Below are 21,487 nucleotides of genomic sequence, written 5' to 3'. Positions count from 1 at the left end.
TCACCACATCACCACATCAACCTTCAGCCACTTATCTTAAATGTAAAACTATGAGTTCCTGCATCCAGTTTTATTAATTTGTTTCCTTCCACATAATCGGGAAGATACAAAGTGGCACTGCTGTTCGCAGGTACCACAACCCGATAGTTTATCTTTCCTCCTTCCCATTTCCATTGAGAACGGATCAGGCCATGGGGTGAATTAAACTGTGCATCGAACCGCTCCAAATCTTTTTCAAAATGGGGGCGCAGGATAATATGCTTGAAACCGGGCTGTGCGGCATCGGGGTAGATGCCTCCCAGTCCTTTGAAGAACCACGCGCCGATCTCGCCGAACATCATATGATTGTCGGAGATGTCCCGCTCGGCATCCAGATCCCAGTTCTCAAGCAGGGTAGTGGCTCCATTCACAATCCACCATCCCCAGGAGGGATAAGTGTCCTGCACCGCTACCTTATACGCTACATCGGGATAGCCGTTTTCACTTAATGCGTTTAAAATAGCTTTGGCCCCTAATACACCCACATCTAAATGGAATCCGGCTTCTTCCACTTTCTTCGCAAGGTTCTGTGCTACTTTAGGTATCATATCCTCCGGTACTACTTTCCATTGTAACGGAACACTTAGTTCGGTTTGGGTTCCGCTGGCGTAAATACCGGTTTCACGATCCAGGTATTTCTTGTTGATCGCATTTTTGATTTTCTCTGCCAATGCGGAGTAATATTGATGATCTGTTTCTTTCCCGAACAGTTTTGCCGCTTCGGCCAGTATTTTTGCATCTACATAGAAATAGACGGAGGAAGTCAGTTCCAGGTTCGAACGTGATTTCACCGGTACCCAGTCGCCACGTCCCCAGGAGGTCAGCCCCCCGGGACTTGTACGATCCACATAATCCACATACCGTTTGATGTTCCCGTAACAGTCTTCCAATAGTTTACTGTCACCATAGAACCTGTATATTTCCCAGGGAATAATGGCAATTGTACTGGTCCAGTCTAATCCGTTATGAGTTCCATAACCCCATCCTCCCGTAGGAATAATGTCGGGCAACACTCCATTGGGTTGTTGTTCGTCCCGGTGGTCGGCCAGCCATTTCTCATATACGGTGATACCGTCGAAATTGTAGAGGGCGGTCTCTATGGCAAAATGGCCATCACCGGTCCATCCGTTCTTTTCGCGTTGCGGGCAATCGGTGGGATAACCCATCAGGTTCGACAGATAAGCATTATTTGTTGCCCACCATAATTTATTGATAAGGTCACTTGAAGTCTCAATTTTCCCGATCGGCGGTACATCGCTATGCATAAAATAAGCAGTCAGGTTGTTTTTATCCAGTTCAACCGGTTTACTGCTTGTTATTTCCACATACCGGAACCCTTTGTAGTTGAAGCGGGTCATAAATTCATCTTCTCCTTTTCCGCTCAATATCAGTATATCCGTCTGGAAAGGATCTTTTTCCCTATCCCCCCGGTAATACACATCGATATTGGACATATTGATCCGTCCGTTATCATACAGACGTTCTCCATGCTTTATCCGTAGTTCCGTACCTTCTTCGCCGGAAACCTTTATCCTGGTTACCCCCGACATATTTTGCCCGAAGTCGTACACATAGGTCTTTTCATCGATCTTATTGACTGATTTAGCGGGGATCGTCAATACATTCCGTATCGGTCTCAATTGTTGGGCGGTAATATTCTGAGAGGGAGTAGAGCGTAATCCTACTTCCTGCCATTGTGAATCATCAAACTCCGGCTTGCTCCATCCATCCTGTTCCAGCCGTGCGTCGTAATGCTCCCCTGTGTAAATACTGTTAAAGATGACCGGGCTGTCCGATTTTTTCCAACTCAGGTTAGTGGGGATGATCTCCACAGTGCCATCGGTATAGGTGATACGCAGGTCCAGACAGAAAGCGGGACGGTTGCGCCAGGGCGCCCGGTGAAAATCCCATACGGCCATTGACTGATGGTTATACCAACCGTTGCCGAGGATCACCCCGATGGCATTTTCTCCTTTCTGCAGTTGAGCGGTCACATCGTGGGTGACATAGAGGTTACGCCTGTCGTAGCGGGTGTACATCGGATCGAGGCGCTGGTTGCCTATCTTTTCTCCGTTGATATGGAGTTCATATAATCCGGCGACGGCAATATATACACGGGCTGATGCGATTTCCTTGGCGGTTTCGAATTTTTTACGGAAGTAGGGAGCGGGTGCATAATGGATATCCCTCCCGTCGCTGATCCAGTTCCCCTGCCAGTGGCTGATATCCATCATCCCCGTTTCAAAAAATTGGATACCGGAGATGCTTTCATTCTGCCCTGCATCCCATATCATCACTTTCCAGTAATATTTTGTGAAAGGGGCAAGGCTATTTCCTGCGTAAGTGACTAACTGCCGGTCTGAGTTCATCTTTCCGGAATCCCATACATCGCCTTTCCCGTTAAGTACTTTCAGGGAATCGGTGCCAATGATGACCCTGTAGGCGGACTGCCGTGCTCCCTGCCTGTTGTCCTCAATCCTCCATGCCAATCTGGGATTAGGGTTATCTATGCCGATGGGATTTTCCAGATGATCGGTTTTCAGATCGACCGGCAAGGAAGATGATCCCCCTTTCAGAAAATAACTGAACGAAAGTAGTATAACCAGAATGGTATATCTGTATAATTTTACCATAAATAAAAGATTGTTTTAGTATAGATCAAAGACGATTTACTGATTTGTATATTTATTGATCACCTGATTAATTATCAAATCGTTAAATTATCGAATTAATTTATTATTGTTGTAAATGAGTGATGTCCGCTCCCCACGGAGGTGTAGTCATCTTGCTGCGGAAGATATACTTTGGCTGTACAATTGTGGGGGACGAACAAATCCATTTTAAATTGATCGCCATCGATTTTCCAGTTGACGGAGATTGTGCCATACAAAGTATCGTAGGATGCTTCTACAAACTTCAGGTCTCCCACCGGTTTCGGTGCAATCACTATATTTTGGAAACCACTGTAGTCTTCTGTCGTTATTCCTGCCAGTGATTTGTAGAACCACTCCTCAATCTGGCCCATCATGAAGTGATTCCATGATGCGCCGTCTCTCGGATCCCATAACTCGGTAAGTGTTGTGGCACCGAATTGCAACTGGAAACCGTATCCAGGCACTTCCCTATGATTATGCATTTTATACATGACTTCGTTTAATCCGTTATCGGCCAACGTTTGGAACAGGTACCTGTTTCCGACATCTCCCGTGGAGAGCCGGTACCCTTTTTCTTGTATGTCTTTTATTAAATTATCCAGTACGGCTTGTTTGTGTGGAGGTTCCACAATACCCGCAAACAGCGGCATAGCATTCGATGCCTGACTTCCCGTACCGTATTGCCGGGTGTTTTCATCGAAGAATTCTTTGTTAAATGCATTTTTTACCTGCTCCCTGAGCGTTGAATAGTAGTCATAATCGTCGGATTTATCCATTATTTCGGCAGCCTGTACAAGGTAGTCAATCACCATATAATAATGGGTGGATGCGGACAAAGGTACCGGGGTGTTTTTCGAAGGGCCATACGGTTCATCTTTCCGGTAATCGCACCAGTCGCCCAACCCGTGTGAGACAATATGGTTGGTCGCGGTAGAGGAGAGGTAATCGGCATATCTTTTCATTACGTCGTAATATTCCGTGATCAGGGATTTATCCCCATAGAACCGGTAATACATAAACGGCAGGAAAACGGCTGTACTTCCCCATTCGGGAGAATCGCGGAATCCTCCTTCAAAAATAACATATTCGGGAGCAATATCGGGAACCAGACCGTTTGGAAGCTGTGCATCGCGTATATCCTGCATGATCTTCGGTGCAAATGTGCTCAGGTCAAAATTGTAAAATAATCCCGGACCGTTCAGGTGCACCTGCTCCAGCCATCCGAGTTTTTCGCGGTGGGGACAATCGGTAAACACCGCGTGCATATTACTTTTAATCGCATTGACAATAATACGGTGGGCTTCATTGAATATTTCATTCGAACAGTGGAAACGGCCTGTTTGAGGGGTGGAGTTATAGACAAAACAGGATTGTATTTCTTCCGGTCTGGCGCCGTCTATCTGTATATATTTATATCCATAATAGGAAAAACGGGGATGCCAGACCTCTTCTGTCCCTCCTTTTAAGGTGTATTCGTAATAGTAGGGTGATCCCGATTGCGATTGGTTCACGGAGCCGTCTTCGTGAATATTCTCACCTACCGTTAATCTTACCTTGTCGCCTGATTTTCCCGAGACTTTGATCATCGGAAAGCCCGACAGGTTCTGTCCCATATCAAAGACATGCGCATTGCCCGCTTTTTTTACCGACTTAGGTGTGTATGTTTCCATTATTTTAACGGAAGCGGTTGTCTGTGGTGTCAGTTGTCCATTGGGGGGACTTTGTACTACTACCGGCCGCCAACCCGAATCATCGAACCCATAAGTATCCCATCCTTTCTGCTCTATTCTTGCATCATAGTCTTCCCCACCATACATGTCATTGAAGATAATGGGGCTTGGGGAATATTTCCAGGTTTCGTCCGATACTATTTCCTGCTTTGTCCCATCCGCATAGGTTATATGCAGTCTGAAAAACAGGGTAGGGGGACCAAAGCTTACCTGCATTTTTACGTACCGGCCACCCTGCTGGTTGAAAAATCCGTTCCCCAATAGTACTCCGACTGCATTGTTGTGTTGCAGGGCATCGGTTATATCATACGCGTTGTAATAGATTGTCTTGTCATAATCGCTCCACATCGGATCAAATTGGGAATCTCCCACCTTTTCTCCGTTCAATGAAAGTTCATAGTGGCCTAATCCGCTGATATAAATAATTGCCTCTCTGATTTTCTTATCGATGGAAAAATCTTTTCTCAGATAGATACTTCTTTTGGAAAGGGGATGGGTATTCATCCATTTTTCGGCTGCTTCCGATGAGGCAGCCAGTGCGTGATAGACTCTTCCTTCCGGGATATTGGCGTCTTTTTTGTTGATCGCCCCGATCCATTCGGCTTTTAATTCCGTATCCGAAGGAGCCATCCGGAATCTGTCCATTTCACTCCATTCCGAAGAGTTATTCCGGGTATCCCAGGCTTTGACTCTCCATCGGTACTCCCTTCCCGGTTCCAATGTTTCCATGCCATTGTATTTTACCTGTTGGCTTTGACCGGATAGCACTTTTCCCGAATCCCATATTTTTATTTCTTTCCCGTTGATACGGGTATAAACCTCTATGGTGTAAGCTGACTGGCGTATTTCCTGCTTATCCGATTGCAGTTGCCATCCGAAAAGAGGTGTGCCTGAAGCAACCAGTAGTGGATCTTGTTGATACTCGCAGGTAAGTTTTATGATCCTGAGAGGATGAATGTTATTTCCATATACTGTATTGTGAGCACAGAATAGAAAGGTTGACAGGATAATTAAAATTCCCGGCTTTTGAAACTTGTGTAAAATGGTTAGTCGGTTTAATAAGAACATGTTGTTGTTTTTTGTATGGTGACATTATTGCTTAATTCCGGCACAAGAAACTATATCTTACAAAAATAAAACATTATTTCCATTTTGTAAATTATTCGAAATGATATAAAGACTAAGATATTTGATATGGGAAAGGATTGTCGGATATAAATTATTTTTTACCCGGTTCGTGGTAAATGGTTAAATTTAATCTGTCGGGAACTATTGATGTATTCATAAGGATGGATAACACATTCCAATTTCCTTAAAAGTTAAGAAAATATTCTTGAGAAGCTTGTATTTGTGAAACAAATTTAAAAAGTGGACTTTATTAGTTAAAATGCAAATTACTTTTTGTTTATTAAAAAATATTGACCGTATATTTGTCAGACAAATCATATAATTAATACAAGACGTATAAAGTACGTAAAATATCAATTACTCATGGAAAGACTGAAAATTCAGAATAATTCTGTTACCCTGGTGGATCAGGTGGAAGACAAACTTTTGACCTATTTTAGAGAGAAAGATCTTCAAACGGGGAATCCTATTCCGAATGAAATGGAATTGTCGGCTTCTTTAGGTGTAGCCCGGAGCGTATTGCGTGAAGCGTTGAGCCGGTTAAAAATGATGGGTATGATTGAAACCCGTACCCGAAGAGGTATGATACTTTCGGAACCCTCCATACTTGGAGGAATGAAACGGGTCGTAGATCCCCGTATTTTAAGTGAAGACGCGTTATTTGATATTCTGGGATTCAGGATTGCATTAGAGATAGGAATATGCAGCGATATTTTCAGGAATATTACGCCGAAAGACATAGAAGATCTCGAAGAAATTGTAAAGGTGGGTATTATGTATGAGAACAATGAATATGCTCCTTTCAGTGAATTTACCTTCCATACGAGATTGTATCAGATAACAGGAAATAAAACCATCGCTGAGTTTCAGAATATCGTGCATCCGGTTATGACCTTTGTAAAGGATAAATTCAAGGAATATCTGGCTCCTATCAATATTAAACTCAAAGAAGAAGGGCGTATCGTCACCCATCAGGATCTGTTACACTATTTGAAAGAAAATGATGAAGACGGTTATAGAAGAGCATTAGAGCAACATTTCGAGGTGTATAAGATTTTTATTCGACAAAAAAACGAAACTATTCATCATTCAAAATGCGTTGTCAAGCAATAATATCTTTTTTGATTGCCATGAGTACTACTTCTGTCATGTATGCAATGGATAATCTGCCATTACCTTGTCGGATAGAGTGGAATAATTCGAACTCTCTTCCTCCGCTTCCGGATAATGAACAAAACAGAGGTGTTGCAGGTGCATTTTCTGGATTTGTCGGCGATGAACTGGTTATTGCGGGAGGAGCAAATTTTCCTGATAAGATGCCATGGGAGGGAGGAAAAAAGAACTGGGAGAGAACACTTTATCATGCCTATACGGACACCCTGGATTTTCAGTGGGGGATTATAACTGATTTTCTGCCTGCAGCTATTGCCTATGGCGTGTCCATACAATTGGCAGAAGGTCTGCTGTGTATAGGAGGATGTGACATGAAACGGTGCTTTGATGATGTCTTTCTCATCTATAAGGAAGGGGGAGTTTTTAAGCTCTCTTATGATTGGCCTTCCTTGCCGGTCCCTTTAGCAAATGCTACAGGTGCGCTTTTGAATAATAAAATATATATAGCCGGAGGTCAGGAAAAGATGATCGAAGAAGAGGCAACGAATCATTTTTTCGTATTAGACCTTGACCGTAAGGACAAAGGATGGGTTGCTTTACCTTCCTGGGATGGAAATGCACGGGGTTACGCAGTGAGTGTTGCCTTCGAAGACGGAGAGTATCCCGGTTTTTATCTTTTCAGTGGGCGGGATTATCGTTCCTCCGGTTATGTGGAGGTATTAACAGACGGGCACAGGTATGATCCGGATATAAACAGGTGGACGCAACTTCAGGGATTTTTTCCGGTGATGGCGGGAACCGCACTTGTGAATCTGGATAACATTGTCTTCTTCGGTGGAGTTACGAAGTTGCTTCCCGGATCGTACGAACATCCGGGTTTTGAGAATATCATCAGGGTATACAGCCCTATGTCGAATACCTTCGTCCATGAGGGAATAGTGTCTTTTCCCGTTCCGGTTACTACCCATATTGCCATACGGGAAAACAAATTTTATATTACCAGCGGAGAAATAAAACCCGGAATAAGAATACCTCTTGTGTATGAGGGACAGATTGTACCATTAGAACAATAACCTGTCGGCAGGAGAGGAAAACGTACCATTAGGGAAATATTTCTCCGTCAGGAAAAGAATGCATCGACAGAGAAATAACTTACCGGCTATCTTGGGATAGTACGTAATGAAACACTAATTATCTTATCAATAAATCAAAATGAAAAATTATCAGAGACTAAAAGGCCTGGTTGCTGCAACTTTTACCCCCATGCTTCCGAATGGCGATATTCATTATGCTGTCATAGATCAATATGCACAGCATATCGCTGATTCGGGTATCTCGGGTGTGTTTGTATGTGGAACAACGGGCGAATTCACATCATTGACGACGGAAGAGAGGAAGCTGATCCTGAAACATTGGGTAAAAGCGGCTGAAGGACGCTTTAAAGTAATTGCACATGTGGGTAGCGATAACCAGCGTGAGTCGGTGGAGCTTTCCCGTAATGCGGCAGAGGCCGGAGCCTGGGGTGTCGGATCTATTGCTCCCGGTTTTTTTAAACCTTCTACAGTGCGCGACCTGATCGGTTTTTTTAAGCCGATAGCAGCCGCGGCTCCCGAACTGCCGTTCTATTATTACAACATGCCGTCGATGACAGGAGTCAGTTTGTCCGTTGCACAATTTTTACGGGAAGGAAAAAAGGAGATACCCAACTTGGCCGGTGTAAAATATACACACAACAACCTGATGGAAATGGGAGACTGTATCCATCTTGACAATGGAACGTTCGAAGTATTGCACGGGTATGATGAAATGCTTATCTGTGGATTGGCGTTAGGTGCGGTTGCCGGTGTAGGAAGTACCTATAATTATTTGCCTTCTGTCTATTTGAATATCATGAAAGCGATGGACGAAGGCGATCTTGAAACGGCCCGGGCGTTGCAGATGCAATCCATTGAAATTGTCAAAATAATTATTAAATACGGAGGAGGAGTAAGAGGCGGAAAAGCCATTATGAATTTGATCGGGATCGAATGCGGAGAATGTCGTTTACCCATTGCTCCGTTTGAAAAAGAAGAATATGATTCTCTCAGAAAAGATCTGGAAGAAATCGGTTTTTTGGGAAAATAGAGAAAGGGATACATCCTGCAATTAGTACCCCTTTCTACAATAATTTTAAAACACGAATATCTTAAAATCATTACAAAGATGAGAAAAAATTGTCGATTTTTAGCCTTTTTTATTTTCTTGTTTACTTCATTGTCTTTCCTTATGGCACAGGAAACAACCGTTACGGGTGTGGTGCATGATAATGAAGGGGAAACGTTACCGGGCGTTTCTGTAGTAGTCAAAGGAACTACTCACGGAACAGTCACGGATATAGATGGTAATTTTGAAATAAAAGTGCCTCAGGGAGCCACTTTAGAATTTTCTTATGTAGGATTCCAGCCGCAGGAGATAAGGATCACGAATCAGGAACGTATCAATGTTGTACTGAATGTTTCGACCGTGGGATTGGATGAGGTTGTCGTTGTAGGGTATGGAACGCAATCCAGGCGTACCGTAACTTCTGCTATTACAAAAGTAGGAGGAGAAGTATTGCAGAATATTCCGATCAGTACTGTAGGTGAAGGATTGAAAGGAAAAATAGCGGGTACCCGGATATATTCCAACGATAATACTCCCGGTGCAGATGCAACCATCCGTATCAGGGGAGGTTCCTCTATTAATAAAAGTAATGAACCGCTTATTCTGGTTGATGGAGTGGAAAGAGCGTTCAGCGGGATTAATCCGAATGATATCGAATCCATAGAAGTGTTAAAGGATGCTGCTTCGACAGCCATTTACGGATCAAGAGCTTCAAATGGAGTAGTATTGATCACAACGAAGAAGGGGTCGATCAATAAAGCCCCTAACATTACTTTTGAAGCCAATGTGGCATTACAGGAAGCTGCAACTTTATATAAATTCATGAGTGCAGCCGATTATTTGAGTATTGTGCGTCCGGCCGTTGCAGTAGGCCCGAATGCACGGTTTAATTGGATGGACGGCTATTCGGCCAGTTCCGGTAATACAGCTTCTTCCATTTATTCAACACGCTATCTGGGCGATGGAGAATCTGTGCCGGCTGGTTATCACTCCATGCCGGATCCATTGGATCCTACGAAAACCCTGATCTTTCAGGATAATAATTTTCAGGATGAGATTTATAAACAAGCCCTGTGGCAGAATTATTATGTGGGACTTGACGGAGGAAACGAAGGTGTTCGGTATAATATCAGTTTAGGATACACGGATGATGCCGGTGTCGCTATTGCAACCAATTATTCACGCTTAAATTTGCGAAGTAATATTGATGTGAATATTAATAAGTTCTTGTCGTTTATGGGAGGATTTGATTATTCCCGTACAGAATCGCAGGAATATGAAAACCAGATGAATGTTATTTCCCGTGGTCTGGCAACTCCTCCTACACAAAAGAAATACAATGAAGACGGAACCCCCACTAAAGGATATAATGCCACTTCTCCCAACCCATTATGGTATGCCTATTATAATGATCAGAGCCAGGAAAACAAACGTCTGTCGGCATTTGGTAAGCTGACTTATCGGATCATAGACGGCCTTAAGGCAGAGGCTCAACTATCGACCTATAATCATCATTATAAGAACGATAGTTTTCAAAAAGCGAATGAATTTAACGGATTACGTCCGGCCAGTTCTTCTTTTGGTGAACTCAGGCGGGATAAACTGGAAGTATATGCAACCTATAATAAAGGAATTGATAATCATTCCTTTTCTGTAATGGGTGGATATTCCTATCAGAAAGATATCAATCAGGCACTGGCTGCACAAGTTGATGGAGCGAGTTCTGATAAAGTGCCGACACTGACAGCCGGGCCGAATAAGAAGAATGCAACCAGCAATTATACGGAGGATGTTACCATCGGCTATTTTGGGCGGTTATCTTATGATTTTAAAAAGAAATATCTTTTTTCGGCCACATTCCGTCAGGATGCCTCTTCCCGTTTTGCACCGGGTAATCAATGGGGTTTTTTCCCGGGAGCATCTGCCGGTTGGATTATTTCCGATGAGAATTTTATGCAAGGAATCAGGAATCTGGATGATCTGAAATTAAGGGTCAGTTATGGACAAACCGGTAATAATGCGATCGGATTATATGATGCGTATGGAAGATACTCTACGAATGCAAAATACGACGGTATTGCGGGTATTGTCCCCTCCACCATGCCGAATCTGGATCTGACGTGGGAAACCTCCACCCAATTGGATTTGGGATTTGACTTATCACTGTTCAATAACCGGTTAACGCTGAATGCGGACTATTTCGACAAAAGAACGGAAAATCTCCTTTTCAGTAAGGAGCTTCCTAATACGACCGGTTTTGCCAATGTACAAACCAATATCGGAGAAGTGAAGTTTTACGGATTCGATATAGAGATCGGTTCGACCAATATTCAGACCAAAGATTTCGAATGGTCTTCAAAGTTTACATGGAGTTTTGTGAAAAACAAGGTATTGAAACTACCGGATAACGGGCGTGACCGTAACCGTATCGGTGGTATTACATTGGCCGACGGAACCGCTTTTGGGGGAACTGCCGAAGGAGAGCCACTTTACCGGTATTACGGATATATGGTGGATTACATAATAGAAACACAGGCACAGGCCGATAACGCCATGTATGATAATTCTGCGAAAGGATACCGTCATTCCGACGGAAAAAGAATTGCCGGACGCAAAGAGATCGGAGATTATGAATGGAAGAACCGGCCGGGGAGTCTGACCAGAGACGGGAAAGATTATATCGACAGCCAGGATCAGTTTTTCCTGGGATATACTGTTCCTCATTCTACAGGAGGGTTGAACAATAGTTTCACTTATAAGAATGTGTCTCTGAATATTTTTCTGGATTGGGCATTAGGACATTCTATCAACAATAACTCGGAAATGCGCTATTTTATGAATACGTTTGCCAATAACTATACCTTGATAGATAAAGTAAAAGAGACCTGGAAACAACCAGGTGATAATACGAAATATGCCCGGTTTACGGCCAATGACCCGGACGACGGAAATGCCAACTTCAGCCGAACATCCAACATATTCAACTATAAGGGGGATTATTTGTGTATCCGAGAAGTTAGCCTACAATACAATATCCCGCCTACCAAACTAACGAAGTTCGGGATCCAGAATTTAGCGATCACTCTGTCGGGAAATAACTTACATTATTTTACGCAAGTGGAAGGAGTATCTCCTGAAGTAGGAGCATCTACTACCTATAATGCCAGTTATTATAACTATCCTCCTATCCGGAAATACTCGGTAGGTGTAAAAGTTACATTCTAAACCTCACATAATAAAAATCTAAAATTATGAGACTTAAAACAATATTATTATTGACGATTTTTGCGGTACTGACTGCTTGTCATGCCGATCTGGATATTCAACAAAAAAGTGAAGTATCTGCGAATTCAATGTGGCAGGATGAAGGAGATGCTACATCTGCCATGTATGGTTTATATAATAAATTCAGATCGACTTTTTCCCAGGGTTATATGTATTGGGGAGAATACCGCACAGGATTGTGGGGTGACGGATTGACCGGACAGACCGCTCGTGATCAGGTTTATCAAAACCAGATACCTACCAATCACGGATATGCAAACTGGGAAGATCTGTACACTACCATCAATCAGGCAAACCTGATCCTCAGATATACACCGGATATTGCCTTTAACAGTGAAGAAGCTAAAAATAAAGTATTGGCGAATGCTTATTATGTGAGGGCTTTCTGTTATTACTGGATAGGCCGTGTATGGGGAGATGCTCCGGTATTACTGGATGGCTTTGAATCCGATAAACAGGATGGGCTTTTTCCTGAACGAGATCCGGCAGATAAAGTGTTTCAACAGGTAAACGATGATATAGCACAGGCATTGTCGTTGGTGCCGTCAGCTATAACAGACAGGAATCTTGCTTCAGCAGGTTCCATCAATATGTTGAAGGCCGATTACAACCTGTGGATGTATAAGGTAAGGAACGGAGGGCAAGCTAACCTGGATGCAGCCAATACAGCTGTTACTGCCGTATTGGGTAATTCGTTCTATGGCTTGGAAGAAAGTTTCTCTACTGTTTTTGAAAATGAGATGGGAAAAGAGATCATTTTCGCCTGGAGTTATATCAAAGATGAATATACGGGTGGTTATCCAGCCGATTATCTTGTTCCCTCACAATATGTTTCGGAGGAAGCTATTGAAAACCCTGTAAAAGTAGGAAGTCATCAGCAATGGTGTTTCTATACGGAAGAATATAAAGCAGTCCTTTCGGAAGATGAGAGGGATCAGAGGACGGAAGTGAGTTTTGAAACTTATTTCGATGAGCCGAAGAATGCAACATTTCAGTGGATCAATAAATTTGCCGGTGAGTGGACAAATGGGACCCGAATATTTGATTCAGACGTAATTGTTTATCGTTATGCCGATGCTTTGTTATTTGATGCCGAAATAAAATTAGCAAAGCAGGATTTACCCGGCGCACTCGTTGCACTGAACAGAATTGCGGAAAGAGCGTATGGAGTAAAAGATTTTTATACTTCCGGATTATCTTCTTCTGCAATTGAAGAGGCTATATTGAATGAACGACTGAAAGAATTTGCCGCAGAAGGAAAACTATGGTGGGATTATATTCGCTTTGGTGTAGCTTTTGAAAAAAATTCCTATCTGGAAGGACGCGAGAATGAATTAAATGTATTGCTATGGCCGATAGCGCAGGCATCTATCAATAGAAATCCGAATCTTACACAAACACCTGGATACGATAAATAAGGGACGAATGAAAAAAATAGTTACCATAATATTTATACTAATTATCTTATTCCAGTCATGTGGATATAACGATAATGTAGAGGTTGGGATTAGCAGTCCTGTTCTCCCGGTATTAACCGGGAAAGATGCGAACCCTGTACTGAAAGTTGAAATGATCCGGCAAAAACCGGTGAACTATACGTTGCAAAAGATCAGTATTTCACTGGAAGGAACCACCGATCTGAACGATATTGAGCGGATATCGCTGTTTAAGTCAGACGATAAAGGGCGTTTTGCAACCGATACTCTTATCGGTGAAGCGCAACCGGCTTCTATTGTTACTTTCAAGGATAATTTCGATGTTACTGAGGATACGCTCACGTTCTGGGTATCCGTTACATTAAAAGAGAACATCGATCTTAGTCACAGGATCAAAGTGCAATGTAAAAGTATCTCTACCGATATCGGGAATATCCGTGTTCCGGCCGCGGATACACAGAGCCTGAGAGTCGGTGTGGCCGTACGTCAGCATATGCAGGACGGGGTGCATACTTCTCGTATTCCGGGATTAGCCACTTCTAAAAAGGGCACCTTATTGGCGATTTATGATGCACGCTATGAAAATGCACGGGATCTGCAAGGACATATGGATATCGGATTGAATCGCAGTACTGACGGAGGACGCACATGGCAGCCGATGCAGACCGTATTGGATATGAACGAATGGGGCGGATTGCCGGAGAAATACAACGGAGTAAGCGATGCCTGCATTCTGGTGGACGAAAATACCGGTGATATTTACGTGGCCGGGCTTTGGATGCACGGAGTGCTTGATCGTGAAACCGGTAAATGGGTGGAAGGAATGACCGAAGACAGTACGCGGTGGATCCACCAGTGGCAGGCAAAAGGTTCCCAACCCGGATTCGGTGTAAAGGAAACATCGCAATTCCTGATCACGAAAAGTACCGATGACGGATTAACCTGGAGCGAACCGGTGAATATAACCCTTCTCAAGAAAAAAGAGTGGTGGTTGTTTGCCCCTGCACCGGGGCACGGAATCACCCTGTCGGACGGTACATTGGTATTCCCGACGCAGGGACGGGACGAGACGGGTAACCCGTTCTCCAATATCACGTGGAGCAAAGACGGCGGAAAAACATGGAACGTTTCCAAACCTGCTTCCAGCGGAACCACCGAATGCATGGCTGTCGAATTATCCGACGGGTCGGTTATGCTGAATATGCGGGACAACCGTAACCGGGGAAATGAAGAGGTAAACGGACGGACCATCGCCACGACAACCGATCTGGGAGAAACATGGACGGAACATCCCACTTCCCGGAAAGCGTTGATAGAACCTACCTGTATGGCAAGCCTGCATAAACATATGTATAACGATGACGGGACGGAAAAGAGTATACTGCTTTTCGTCAACCCCAATTCAACTTCCAGGCGCGATCATATTACGTTAAAGGTAAGTTTTGATGATGGCCGGACCTGGCCGGAAGAATACTGGATACTGCTCGATGAATACAGTGGCCGGGGATATTCCTGTATTACGTCGGTAAATGATTCAACCATTGGGATCCTTTATGAGAGTAGCCAGGCTGATATGGTCTTTCAAACCGTATTATTAAAAGAGATCCGATAATTATATAGGAAGTCGGTTGTATCATGATGAAGATACAAAATAGTAAAATATATCCCTGGATTGTAGTGGGATTGTTATGGATGGTGGCTTTGCTGAATTACCTTGACAGGCAAATGCTGTCGACGCTGCAATCTTCCATGCAGATAGATATAACAGAATTGGCGGTAGCTGAAAATTTCGGGAGATTAATGGGGATTTTCCTGCTTATTTACGGGCTGGTCAGTCCGTTTGCGGGAGCCATTGCCGACCGGATTAACCGGAAATGGCTGATCGTAGGTAGTCTTTTTACCTGGTCGACGGTAACGTATGGTATGGGAATAGCACAGACCTTTGAACAGGTATATTGGTTACGTGCTTTCATGGGGGTGAGTGAAGCGTTGTATATCCCGGCGGGACTCGCCATGATCGCCGACTACCATTCCGATAAAACTCGCTCGCTTGCGGTAGGTATCCATATGACCGGATTGTATGCCGGACAGGCTCTCGGGGGATTTGGAGCGACTATTGCGGCTACTTACTCATGGCATACCGTTTTTCACTGGTTCGGGATTATCGGTATCCTATATGCGGTATTACTGGTGTTTTTCCTTCATGAAAAGAAGGGACATGGAAGAGCCATTGTTCTCCCGGAAGCGGATAATAGCATACAACTGAAAAGGGAACCTGTATGGAAAGGATTTGCGGTATTATTTGCCACAGCCTCCTTCTGGGTGATGTTATTCTATTTTATGGCGCCGAGTTTACCCGGATGGGCGACAAAAAACTGGTTGCCGACACTGTTTACGGCAAACCTGGGTGTGCCGATGGCGCAGGCCGGGCCGATTGCCACCATATCTATCGCTATCGCATCGTTTATCGGGGTAATGATCGGCGGGCCGCTGTCCGACAGATGGGTACAGAAGAATATCAGGGGGAGGGTATATACCAGTGTGATTGGATTGGGATTAACCATCCCGTCGCTGATCCTGCTGGGATTCGGGCATAGTTATGTCAGCCTTATCGGTGCGGCATTGCTTTTCGGCATCGGTTTCGGCATGTTTGATGCCAATAATATGCCCATCCTTTGCCAGATTATTTCACCCAAATACAGGGCGACGGCATACGGCATCATGAACATGGCGGGCGTTTTCGGCGGATATGCCATTACCCGTATTCTGGGAAGCTCCATGGATGCGGGTCATTTGGGCGCCGATTTCAGTAAACTGGCGGTTATTGTATTAGCAGCTATTGTTGTTCTACTTGTTTTCCTGAAACCAAAAAAGGAATATACCTATTCGTAGGAAAGAGCATGCCGGATATAAAACGAATTTCGAGGGGATGAGAACGATATCTTCTAATCAGGAAATTATTTTCATCACAGTATAGATCTCCCGGATCAGGAATCGATAATCCCTTTCTTTACTTTCTTAGATACATTCAAGTATAAAAGTAGTGTTAATATACATAATGAACTACTTGTAAAGAGTGCAATCCAATACATTTTATCATTGGGTAGGAACAGGCCGAGTAGTAATCCCCCTAAGGCGATGATGCCTGCAAATATTGCGGACAGGCTATCGGAAAATGAAAGAATATTTTTATTATAGTCGTATTTTATCAATCAAAAAAATATTCGATAAAATATTTTCCGCTTTCCAGGGAGAGTGTGTCGGTTTGATTCGTAACTACCTCCTTGTTTATTTGGATACCGGTTGTTGGTTTGGGTGAAACCAGTTTTGCGACCGAACCAACCGGTACTTCCACATCCATAACCATCTTTTCGTCAAAGAGTTTCCAGTCGACACTTATCTTTCCGTACGGTGTTTCCTGTGTGGTTTTAGCCCAGGTGACTCCTTCCGGGATTTGGGGATCGATCAGAAATTCACGGTATGCTTCTTTCCCCGGAATAGGGCGGATACCTCCTATAGCCTGGTAAAACCACTGTCCGACCCCGTTATAACAATTATGGATCCGGCTTCTTTCCCCGTTCCAATGCTCCCAAGTGGTGGTTGCTCCCTGTTCCAGCATATACAGATATCCGGGGTATGTTTTCTTTTTCAACATGGAATAGATAAAATCAGGCTCATCTGCAGCAACTGCCCATTCCATCATGATCGGTATACCGACGAGACCGGTATTCAAGTGGCCGTTGAACTCATTTTCCGTCCGTACCTTCAAGGTTTGGGTAAGCTGATCCCTTAGTTCTAGAGGAGCCACTCCGGCAAGCATCGGGAAAATAAGGTCGATCTGCGATCCGGTAGCATAACAGCCTTGTTGGGCATCAAAGAAAGTTCCGTGTATCGTCCTGTTTAATTGTGTTCTCTTTTCGGAATAATATTTTGCCTCTTCCGTTTTTCCCAGCACGCCGGCTATATTCTTCATCTGATCGAAACAAACGGAAATGTAGCAATTATTTACCAGGTCGACCGATCTTTCATCGATATGATCGGGATTGCCGACTCCCTCCGGTGTGGTCCAATCTCCGAGATACCATGCCCTGTAGCTGGTGTCGGGCCAGCGCTTCAATAATCCGTTTACACTATGGTTATCCTCATATTCCAGCCACTTCTTCATCACGGGATAGTATTTTTCCAATACGCGTATGTCGCCATAATGTTGATAGGTGTTCCACGAAGCGGAGATGATAAATCCGCACCAGTAGGGGCCTCCTCCCGCGGCGTAGGGATTGGGTGCCGTGTGAGGCATACTCCCGTCCTCACGGATCACATCCGCCCACGCCTGAAGCCAGTTGCTGTAAAGCGGAGCCAGGTTAAACATGGTTTGGGCGGTTACGGTAGAAGCATTCCCATCCCCTCCATATCCGAGTCTTTCTATTTGAGGGCAATCTACCAAGTACCCGCCAAGCCCTACGCAACGGAGCGTATAGGAAATCATGTCGTGGATACGGTTCAGATCATCATCGGAACACTCAAATGTGGATGCCATTTCAAAATCGGTATGAATTAGATGGGCTTTTATATCTGTTAATTGGGGTACCTGTTTCAGGTTAGAGATTTTTACATAGCGAAAGCCATGATAATTGAACTTATTGATGAAATATTCTACTCCACTACCTGATGCAATATATTTATCTATTTGCCCTTGTTTTGACAGCTCACCATTTTTATTCAGATGATCTGCATACTCCATGACAACTTCCTGTGATTTTTCCAGATCAGGAAAAGTTATTTCGAACCATCCGGTAAGGCACTTGCCCATATCCACCAGTAAAGTACTGTCATTGAGTCTTTCTATTTTTGCAGGATGTATGGTTTCCCTGATTTTGTTCGATTCAACCGTCTGAGGAGTTACTTCATGTTCCGGTATTTCAGCAATCGCAATTTCTCCCCATTTCAATTCATCCGGCGCTTCAAAAACTATATGCTGTGTTTCCAGATTACCGGAAACGGTTTCTCCTCCGTATCTTCCCGTCATCCAGTCGCTGATACGGCTATATTCGCTTTCTCTTCCTACCCAGGAAGGATCACTGTGTAACACAACTTCTTTTGTACCTTCGTGAACACGTTCCATCTGTACCTTTACGGCCGGACCATTGCCTACAACCCCCGGCAACCCATTGGTGTACCAGCCGCTTCCCAGCCAGATGATCAGGTCGTTGTTCCCTGTTTTAAGGAGAGGTGTCACATCATATGTGACGATGAGTGAACGTTTATCAAATTGGGATACTGCAGGCGACAAAATATCTTCATTTACCTTTTTTCCGTTTATGAACACTTCGTGATACCCCAGTGAATTTACATGTAAGAGGTATGTTCCTTTTTTATCCGTACTACTGAGAGAAAATGTTTTCCTGAGTTGAGGAGAGCTATAAAATCCTTTTTCAGAGGGATATCCTATATAAGAAGCAGTCCAGTCATTTTTATCAAGCAGTCCGATGCCGAATCGTGCCGGGGAGCTCCATGAGGATACATCCCCGTTTTCATCCCATATACGTACTTTCCAGAATAGAAGTTGTCCGGATCGGAGCGGTTCTCCGTCATACTCAACCCAGATATTGGATGAGGAGGTTGTTTTTTCGGAGTTCCATAGATAAGCCTCTTTTTCATTCAGTTTTTTAATGTCGTCGGCCACTAAAATCTGGTATGCAGTTTGAGTTGCTCCCTGCCGGTCGGAATTGTTTTTCCAGCTAAATCGTGGTTGAAGCGTGTTAACCCCTAGGGGATCTTTTAAACTTTCACAGGTAAGATCCGATATGGAAAACCTATCCGAGTGGGTACATCCCAAAGTGAGGGTTAGGATAATACCTGGAATTGTTAGTAAAAGAACGATGGTAAACAGATTGCGACAAACTGCCATAATTATATATTTTTATCGTGTTTTTGGGAATGAACCATTTTCTTTTCAGAAACAACATAAAGTACTGTCAATGATTTTCCGGCCATGCAGTTCAATTATACAAAAATAAATATTTTTTTCTATCCTAAAAACTTATATAATGACATAAAACCTTCCTATGTTAGAAAAGGTTGTCAATAACCGACTTTTAGATTCTAACTGAATTCAACAAAAGTGCGTGATGTTTGTTAGAATCATATCCATACACGCAATCCAACCCGTGACAACCTAAAAATGAATGGGGATGAATGAAAACAAAACTGATTACAGTTTTTCATATACAAGACAAGAAATGAAAGATTTAAATAAATATTCAAAAACAATCACACAAGACCCTACACAACCGGCAGCACAGGCCCAATTCTATGCATTGGGGCTAACCGAAGAAGATTTAAGAAAAGCCCAGGTAGGTATTGTAAGTATGGGTTTCGACGGAAATCCCTGTAATATGCATCTGAACCATTTGGCCGCTGAAATAAAGAAAGGGGTGTGGGAAAATGGTTTGGCTGGACTGATATTTCACACAATCGGGGTGAGTGATGGAATGAGCAATGGAACGGATGGTATGCGTTATTCGCTGGTAAGCCGGGAAGTGATAGCTGACTCTATAGAAACGGTCTGTGGGGCACAGTACTATGACGCTCTTATTGCCGTTCCGGGGTGTGACAAGAATATGCCAGGTTCATTAATAGCCATGGGGCGGTTGAACAGGCCTGCCCTTATGGTGTATGGAGGAACCATTGCTCCGGGACATTACAAAGGGAAGGATTTAAATATTGTATCGGCTTTTGAAGCATTGGGCGAAAAAATTACCGGTAAACTCAATGAACGCGATTTTAAAGAAATTGTAAGGCGGAGTTGTCCCGGTCCGGGAGCTTGCGGGGGTATGTACACGGCAAACACTATGGCCTCCGCCATAGAAGCGATGGGAATGAGTTTGCCGTACAGCAGCAGTAATCCGGCTGTAAGTGAAGAGAAAAAAAAAGAATGCCTCGAAGCAGGAAAGTATATCCGTTTACTATTGGAGAAAGACCTTAAGCCGCACGACATTATGACCCGAAAGGCATTTGAAAATGCGATTGCGATTGTTATTCTTTTGGGTGGAAGCACCAATGCCGTCCTGCATCTTTTAGCTATGGCGCGAAGCGTGGACGTTTTGCTGTCGTTAGATGATTTCCAGGCTTTTAGTGATAAAATACCCGTACTTGCCGATTTTAAACCCAGTGGCAGGTACCTGATGGAAGATTTGCATAAAAAAGGCGGTATCCCGGCCGTGATGAAATATTTATTGCAAAAAGGATTGCTGCATGGCGACTGCCTGACTGTAACCGGCAAGACAATTGCAGAAAATCTGGCAGGAGTTCCCGACCTGGATTTTGAAACACAGGATATAATAGCTCCGCTCGAAAAACCGCTTAAACCCACCGGCCATCTACAGATTTTATATGGCAATCTTGCCGAGAAGGGGAGTGTTGCGAAGATCAGCGGCAAGGAAGGTGAAAGATTTGAAGGCCCGGCACGGGTATTCGACGGAGAAAAAGATCTTATCGCGGGGATTGCCAACGGACGCGTAAAGGCGGGCGATGTTGTAGTCATCCGGAACGAAGGGCCAAAAGGCGCCCCCGGTATGCCTGAAATGCTGAAACCGACCTCAGCCATTATTGGTGCCGGTTTAGGTAAAACGGTTGCTTTAATCACCGATGGGCGCTTTAGCGGCGGCACCCACGGATTTGTTGTGGGGCACATTACACCCGAATCTTTTGAAGGCGGATTAATCGGTTTGGTTCACGACGATGATATTATCGAGATCGATGCAGTAGCAAACACCATTAATGTTAAAATCTCCGATGAAGAAATAGCCAAACGCCGCGCAGCATGGAAGCAGCCTGGTTTAAAAGTGACTAACGGCGCGTTATACAAGTATGCTAAACTGGTAAAAGATGCATCGCACGGTTGTGTAACGGACGAGTAGAGGGAGATCTCTTCCCACGCTATTAACCGGTAATTGAATCT

11 protein-coding genes are annotated in these 21,487 nt (G+C 43.9%); 8 read left to right on the top strand and 3 right to left on the bottom strand.

Translation table 11 applies throughout. The features are described from left to right. Positions 1 to 23: 23 nt before the first annotated feature. Together U2P89_RS06380 and U2P89_RS06375 are read right to left on the bottom strand one after the other, a co-directional pair. Positions 24 to 2,672 (bottom strand): alpha-L-rhamnosidase, encoded by a 2,649-nt coding sequence (locus tag U2P89_RS06380; RefSeq protein WP_322190964.1) that lies wholly within the window; start codon positions 2,670 to 2,672, stop codon positions 24 to 26. A gap of 95 nt (positions 2,673 to 2,767) precedes the next feature. Further along, positions 2,768 to 5,491, bottom strand: a complete 2,724-nt coding sequence (locus U2P89_RS06375; protein ID WP_322190963.1) for a glycoside hydrolase family 78 protein — start codon at positions 5,489 to 5,491, stop codon at positions 2,768 to 2,770. A gap of 423 nt (positions 5,492 to 5,914) precedes the next feature. On the opposite strand from U2P89_RS06375, the gene U2P89_RS06370 reads away from it, so the two are divergent. From U2P89_RS06370 to U2P89_RS06340, 7 genes are all read left to right on the top strand, one after another. Further along, a complete protein-coding gene (locus U2P89_RS06370; protein WP_322190962.1) occupies positions 5,915 to 6,664 on the top strand; it encodes a FadR/GntR family transcriptional regulator in 750 nt (249 codons plus the stop codon). 17 nt (positions 6,665 to 6,681) lie between these two features. Beyond that, on the top strand, positions 6,682 to 7,737 hold the full coding sequence (locus U2P89_RS06365) for a hypothetical protein (RefSeq protein WP_313381555.1): 1,056 nt from the start codon (positions 6,682 to 6,684) through the stop codon (positions 7,735 to 7,737). A gap of 139 nt (positions 7,738 to 7,876) precedes the next feature. Then, positions 7,877 to 8,788, top strand: coding sequence for a dihydrodipicolinate synthase family protein (locus U2P89_RS06360; RefSeq protein WP_313381554.1), 912 nt, complete (start codon positions 7,877 to 7,879; stop codon positions 8,786 to 8,788). Positions 8,789 to 8,929: 141 nt separating this feature from the next. After that, positions 8,930 to 12,031: a TonB-dependent receptor gene (locus U2P89_RS06355; RefSeq protein ID WP_322190961.1), complete on the top strand. Its 3,102-nt coding sequence runs from the start codon at positions 8,930 to 8,932 to the stop codon at positions 12,029 to 12,031. Positions 12,032 to 12,057: 26 nt separating this feature from the next. After that, complete coding sequence (locus U2P89_RS06350) at positions 12,058 to 13,509, top strand: RagB/SusD family nutrient uptake outer membrane protein (protein ID WP_322190960.1); 1,452 nt, start codon at positions 12,058 to 12,060, stop codon at positions 13,507 to 13,509. A gap of 7 nt (positions 13,510 to 13,516) precedes the next feature. After that, positions 13,517 to 15,139 (top strand): sialidase family protein, encoded by a 1,623-nt coding sequence (locus U2P89_RS06345; protein ID WP_322190959.1) that lies wholly within the window; start codon positions 13,517 to 13,519, stop codon positions 15,137 to 15,139. A gap of 32 nt (positions 15,140 to 15,171) precedes the next feature. After that, the gene (locus U2P89_RS06340; RefSeq protein WP_322190990.1) at positions 15,172 to 16,419 is read left to right on the top strand and encodes an MFS transporter; all 1,248 of its coding nucleotides are present in this window, start codon (positions 15,172 to 15,174) and stop codon (positions 16,417 to 16,419) included. A gap of 316 nt (positions 16,420 to 16,735) precedes the next feature. On the opposite strand, the gene U2P89_RS06335 is transcribed toward U2P89_RS06340, so the two are convergent. Then, positions 16,736 to 19,435, bottom strand: a complete 2,700-nt coding sequence (locus U2P89_RS06335; RefSeq protein WP_322190958.1) for an alpha-L-rhamnosidase — start codon at positions 19,433 to 19,435, stop codon at positions 16,736 to 16,738. A gap of 331 nt (positions 19,436 to 19,766) precedes the next feature. Between U2P89_RS06335 and ilvD the strand changes: the two genes are divergently transcribed. Continuing rightward, positions 19,767 to 21,446: a dihydroxy-acid dehydratase gene (gene ilvD, locus U2P89_RS06330; protein WP_092026234.1), complete on the top strand. Its 1,680-nt coding sequence runs from the start codon at positions 19,767 to 19,769 to the stop codon at positions 21,444 to 21,446. Positions 21,447 to 21,487 lie beyond the last annotated feature (41 nt).

The sequence above is a fragment of the Proteiniphilum sp. genome, assembly GCF_034331125.1.
Classification (GTDB): domain Bacteria; phylum Bacteroidota; class Bacteroidia; order Bacteroidales; family Dysgonomonadaceae; genus Proteiniphilum; species Proteiniphilum saccharofermentans.
Note: the sequence above shows the minus strand (reverse complement) of the source record. Positions and strands in the feature narration are given on the sequence as shown.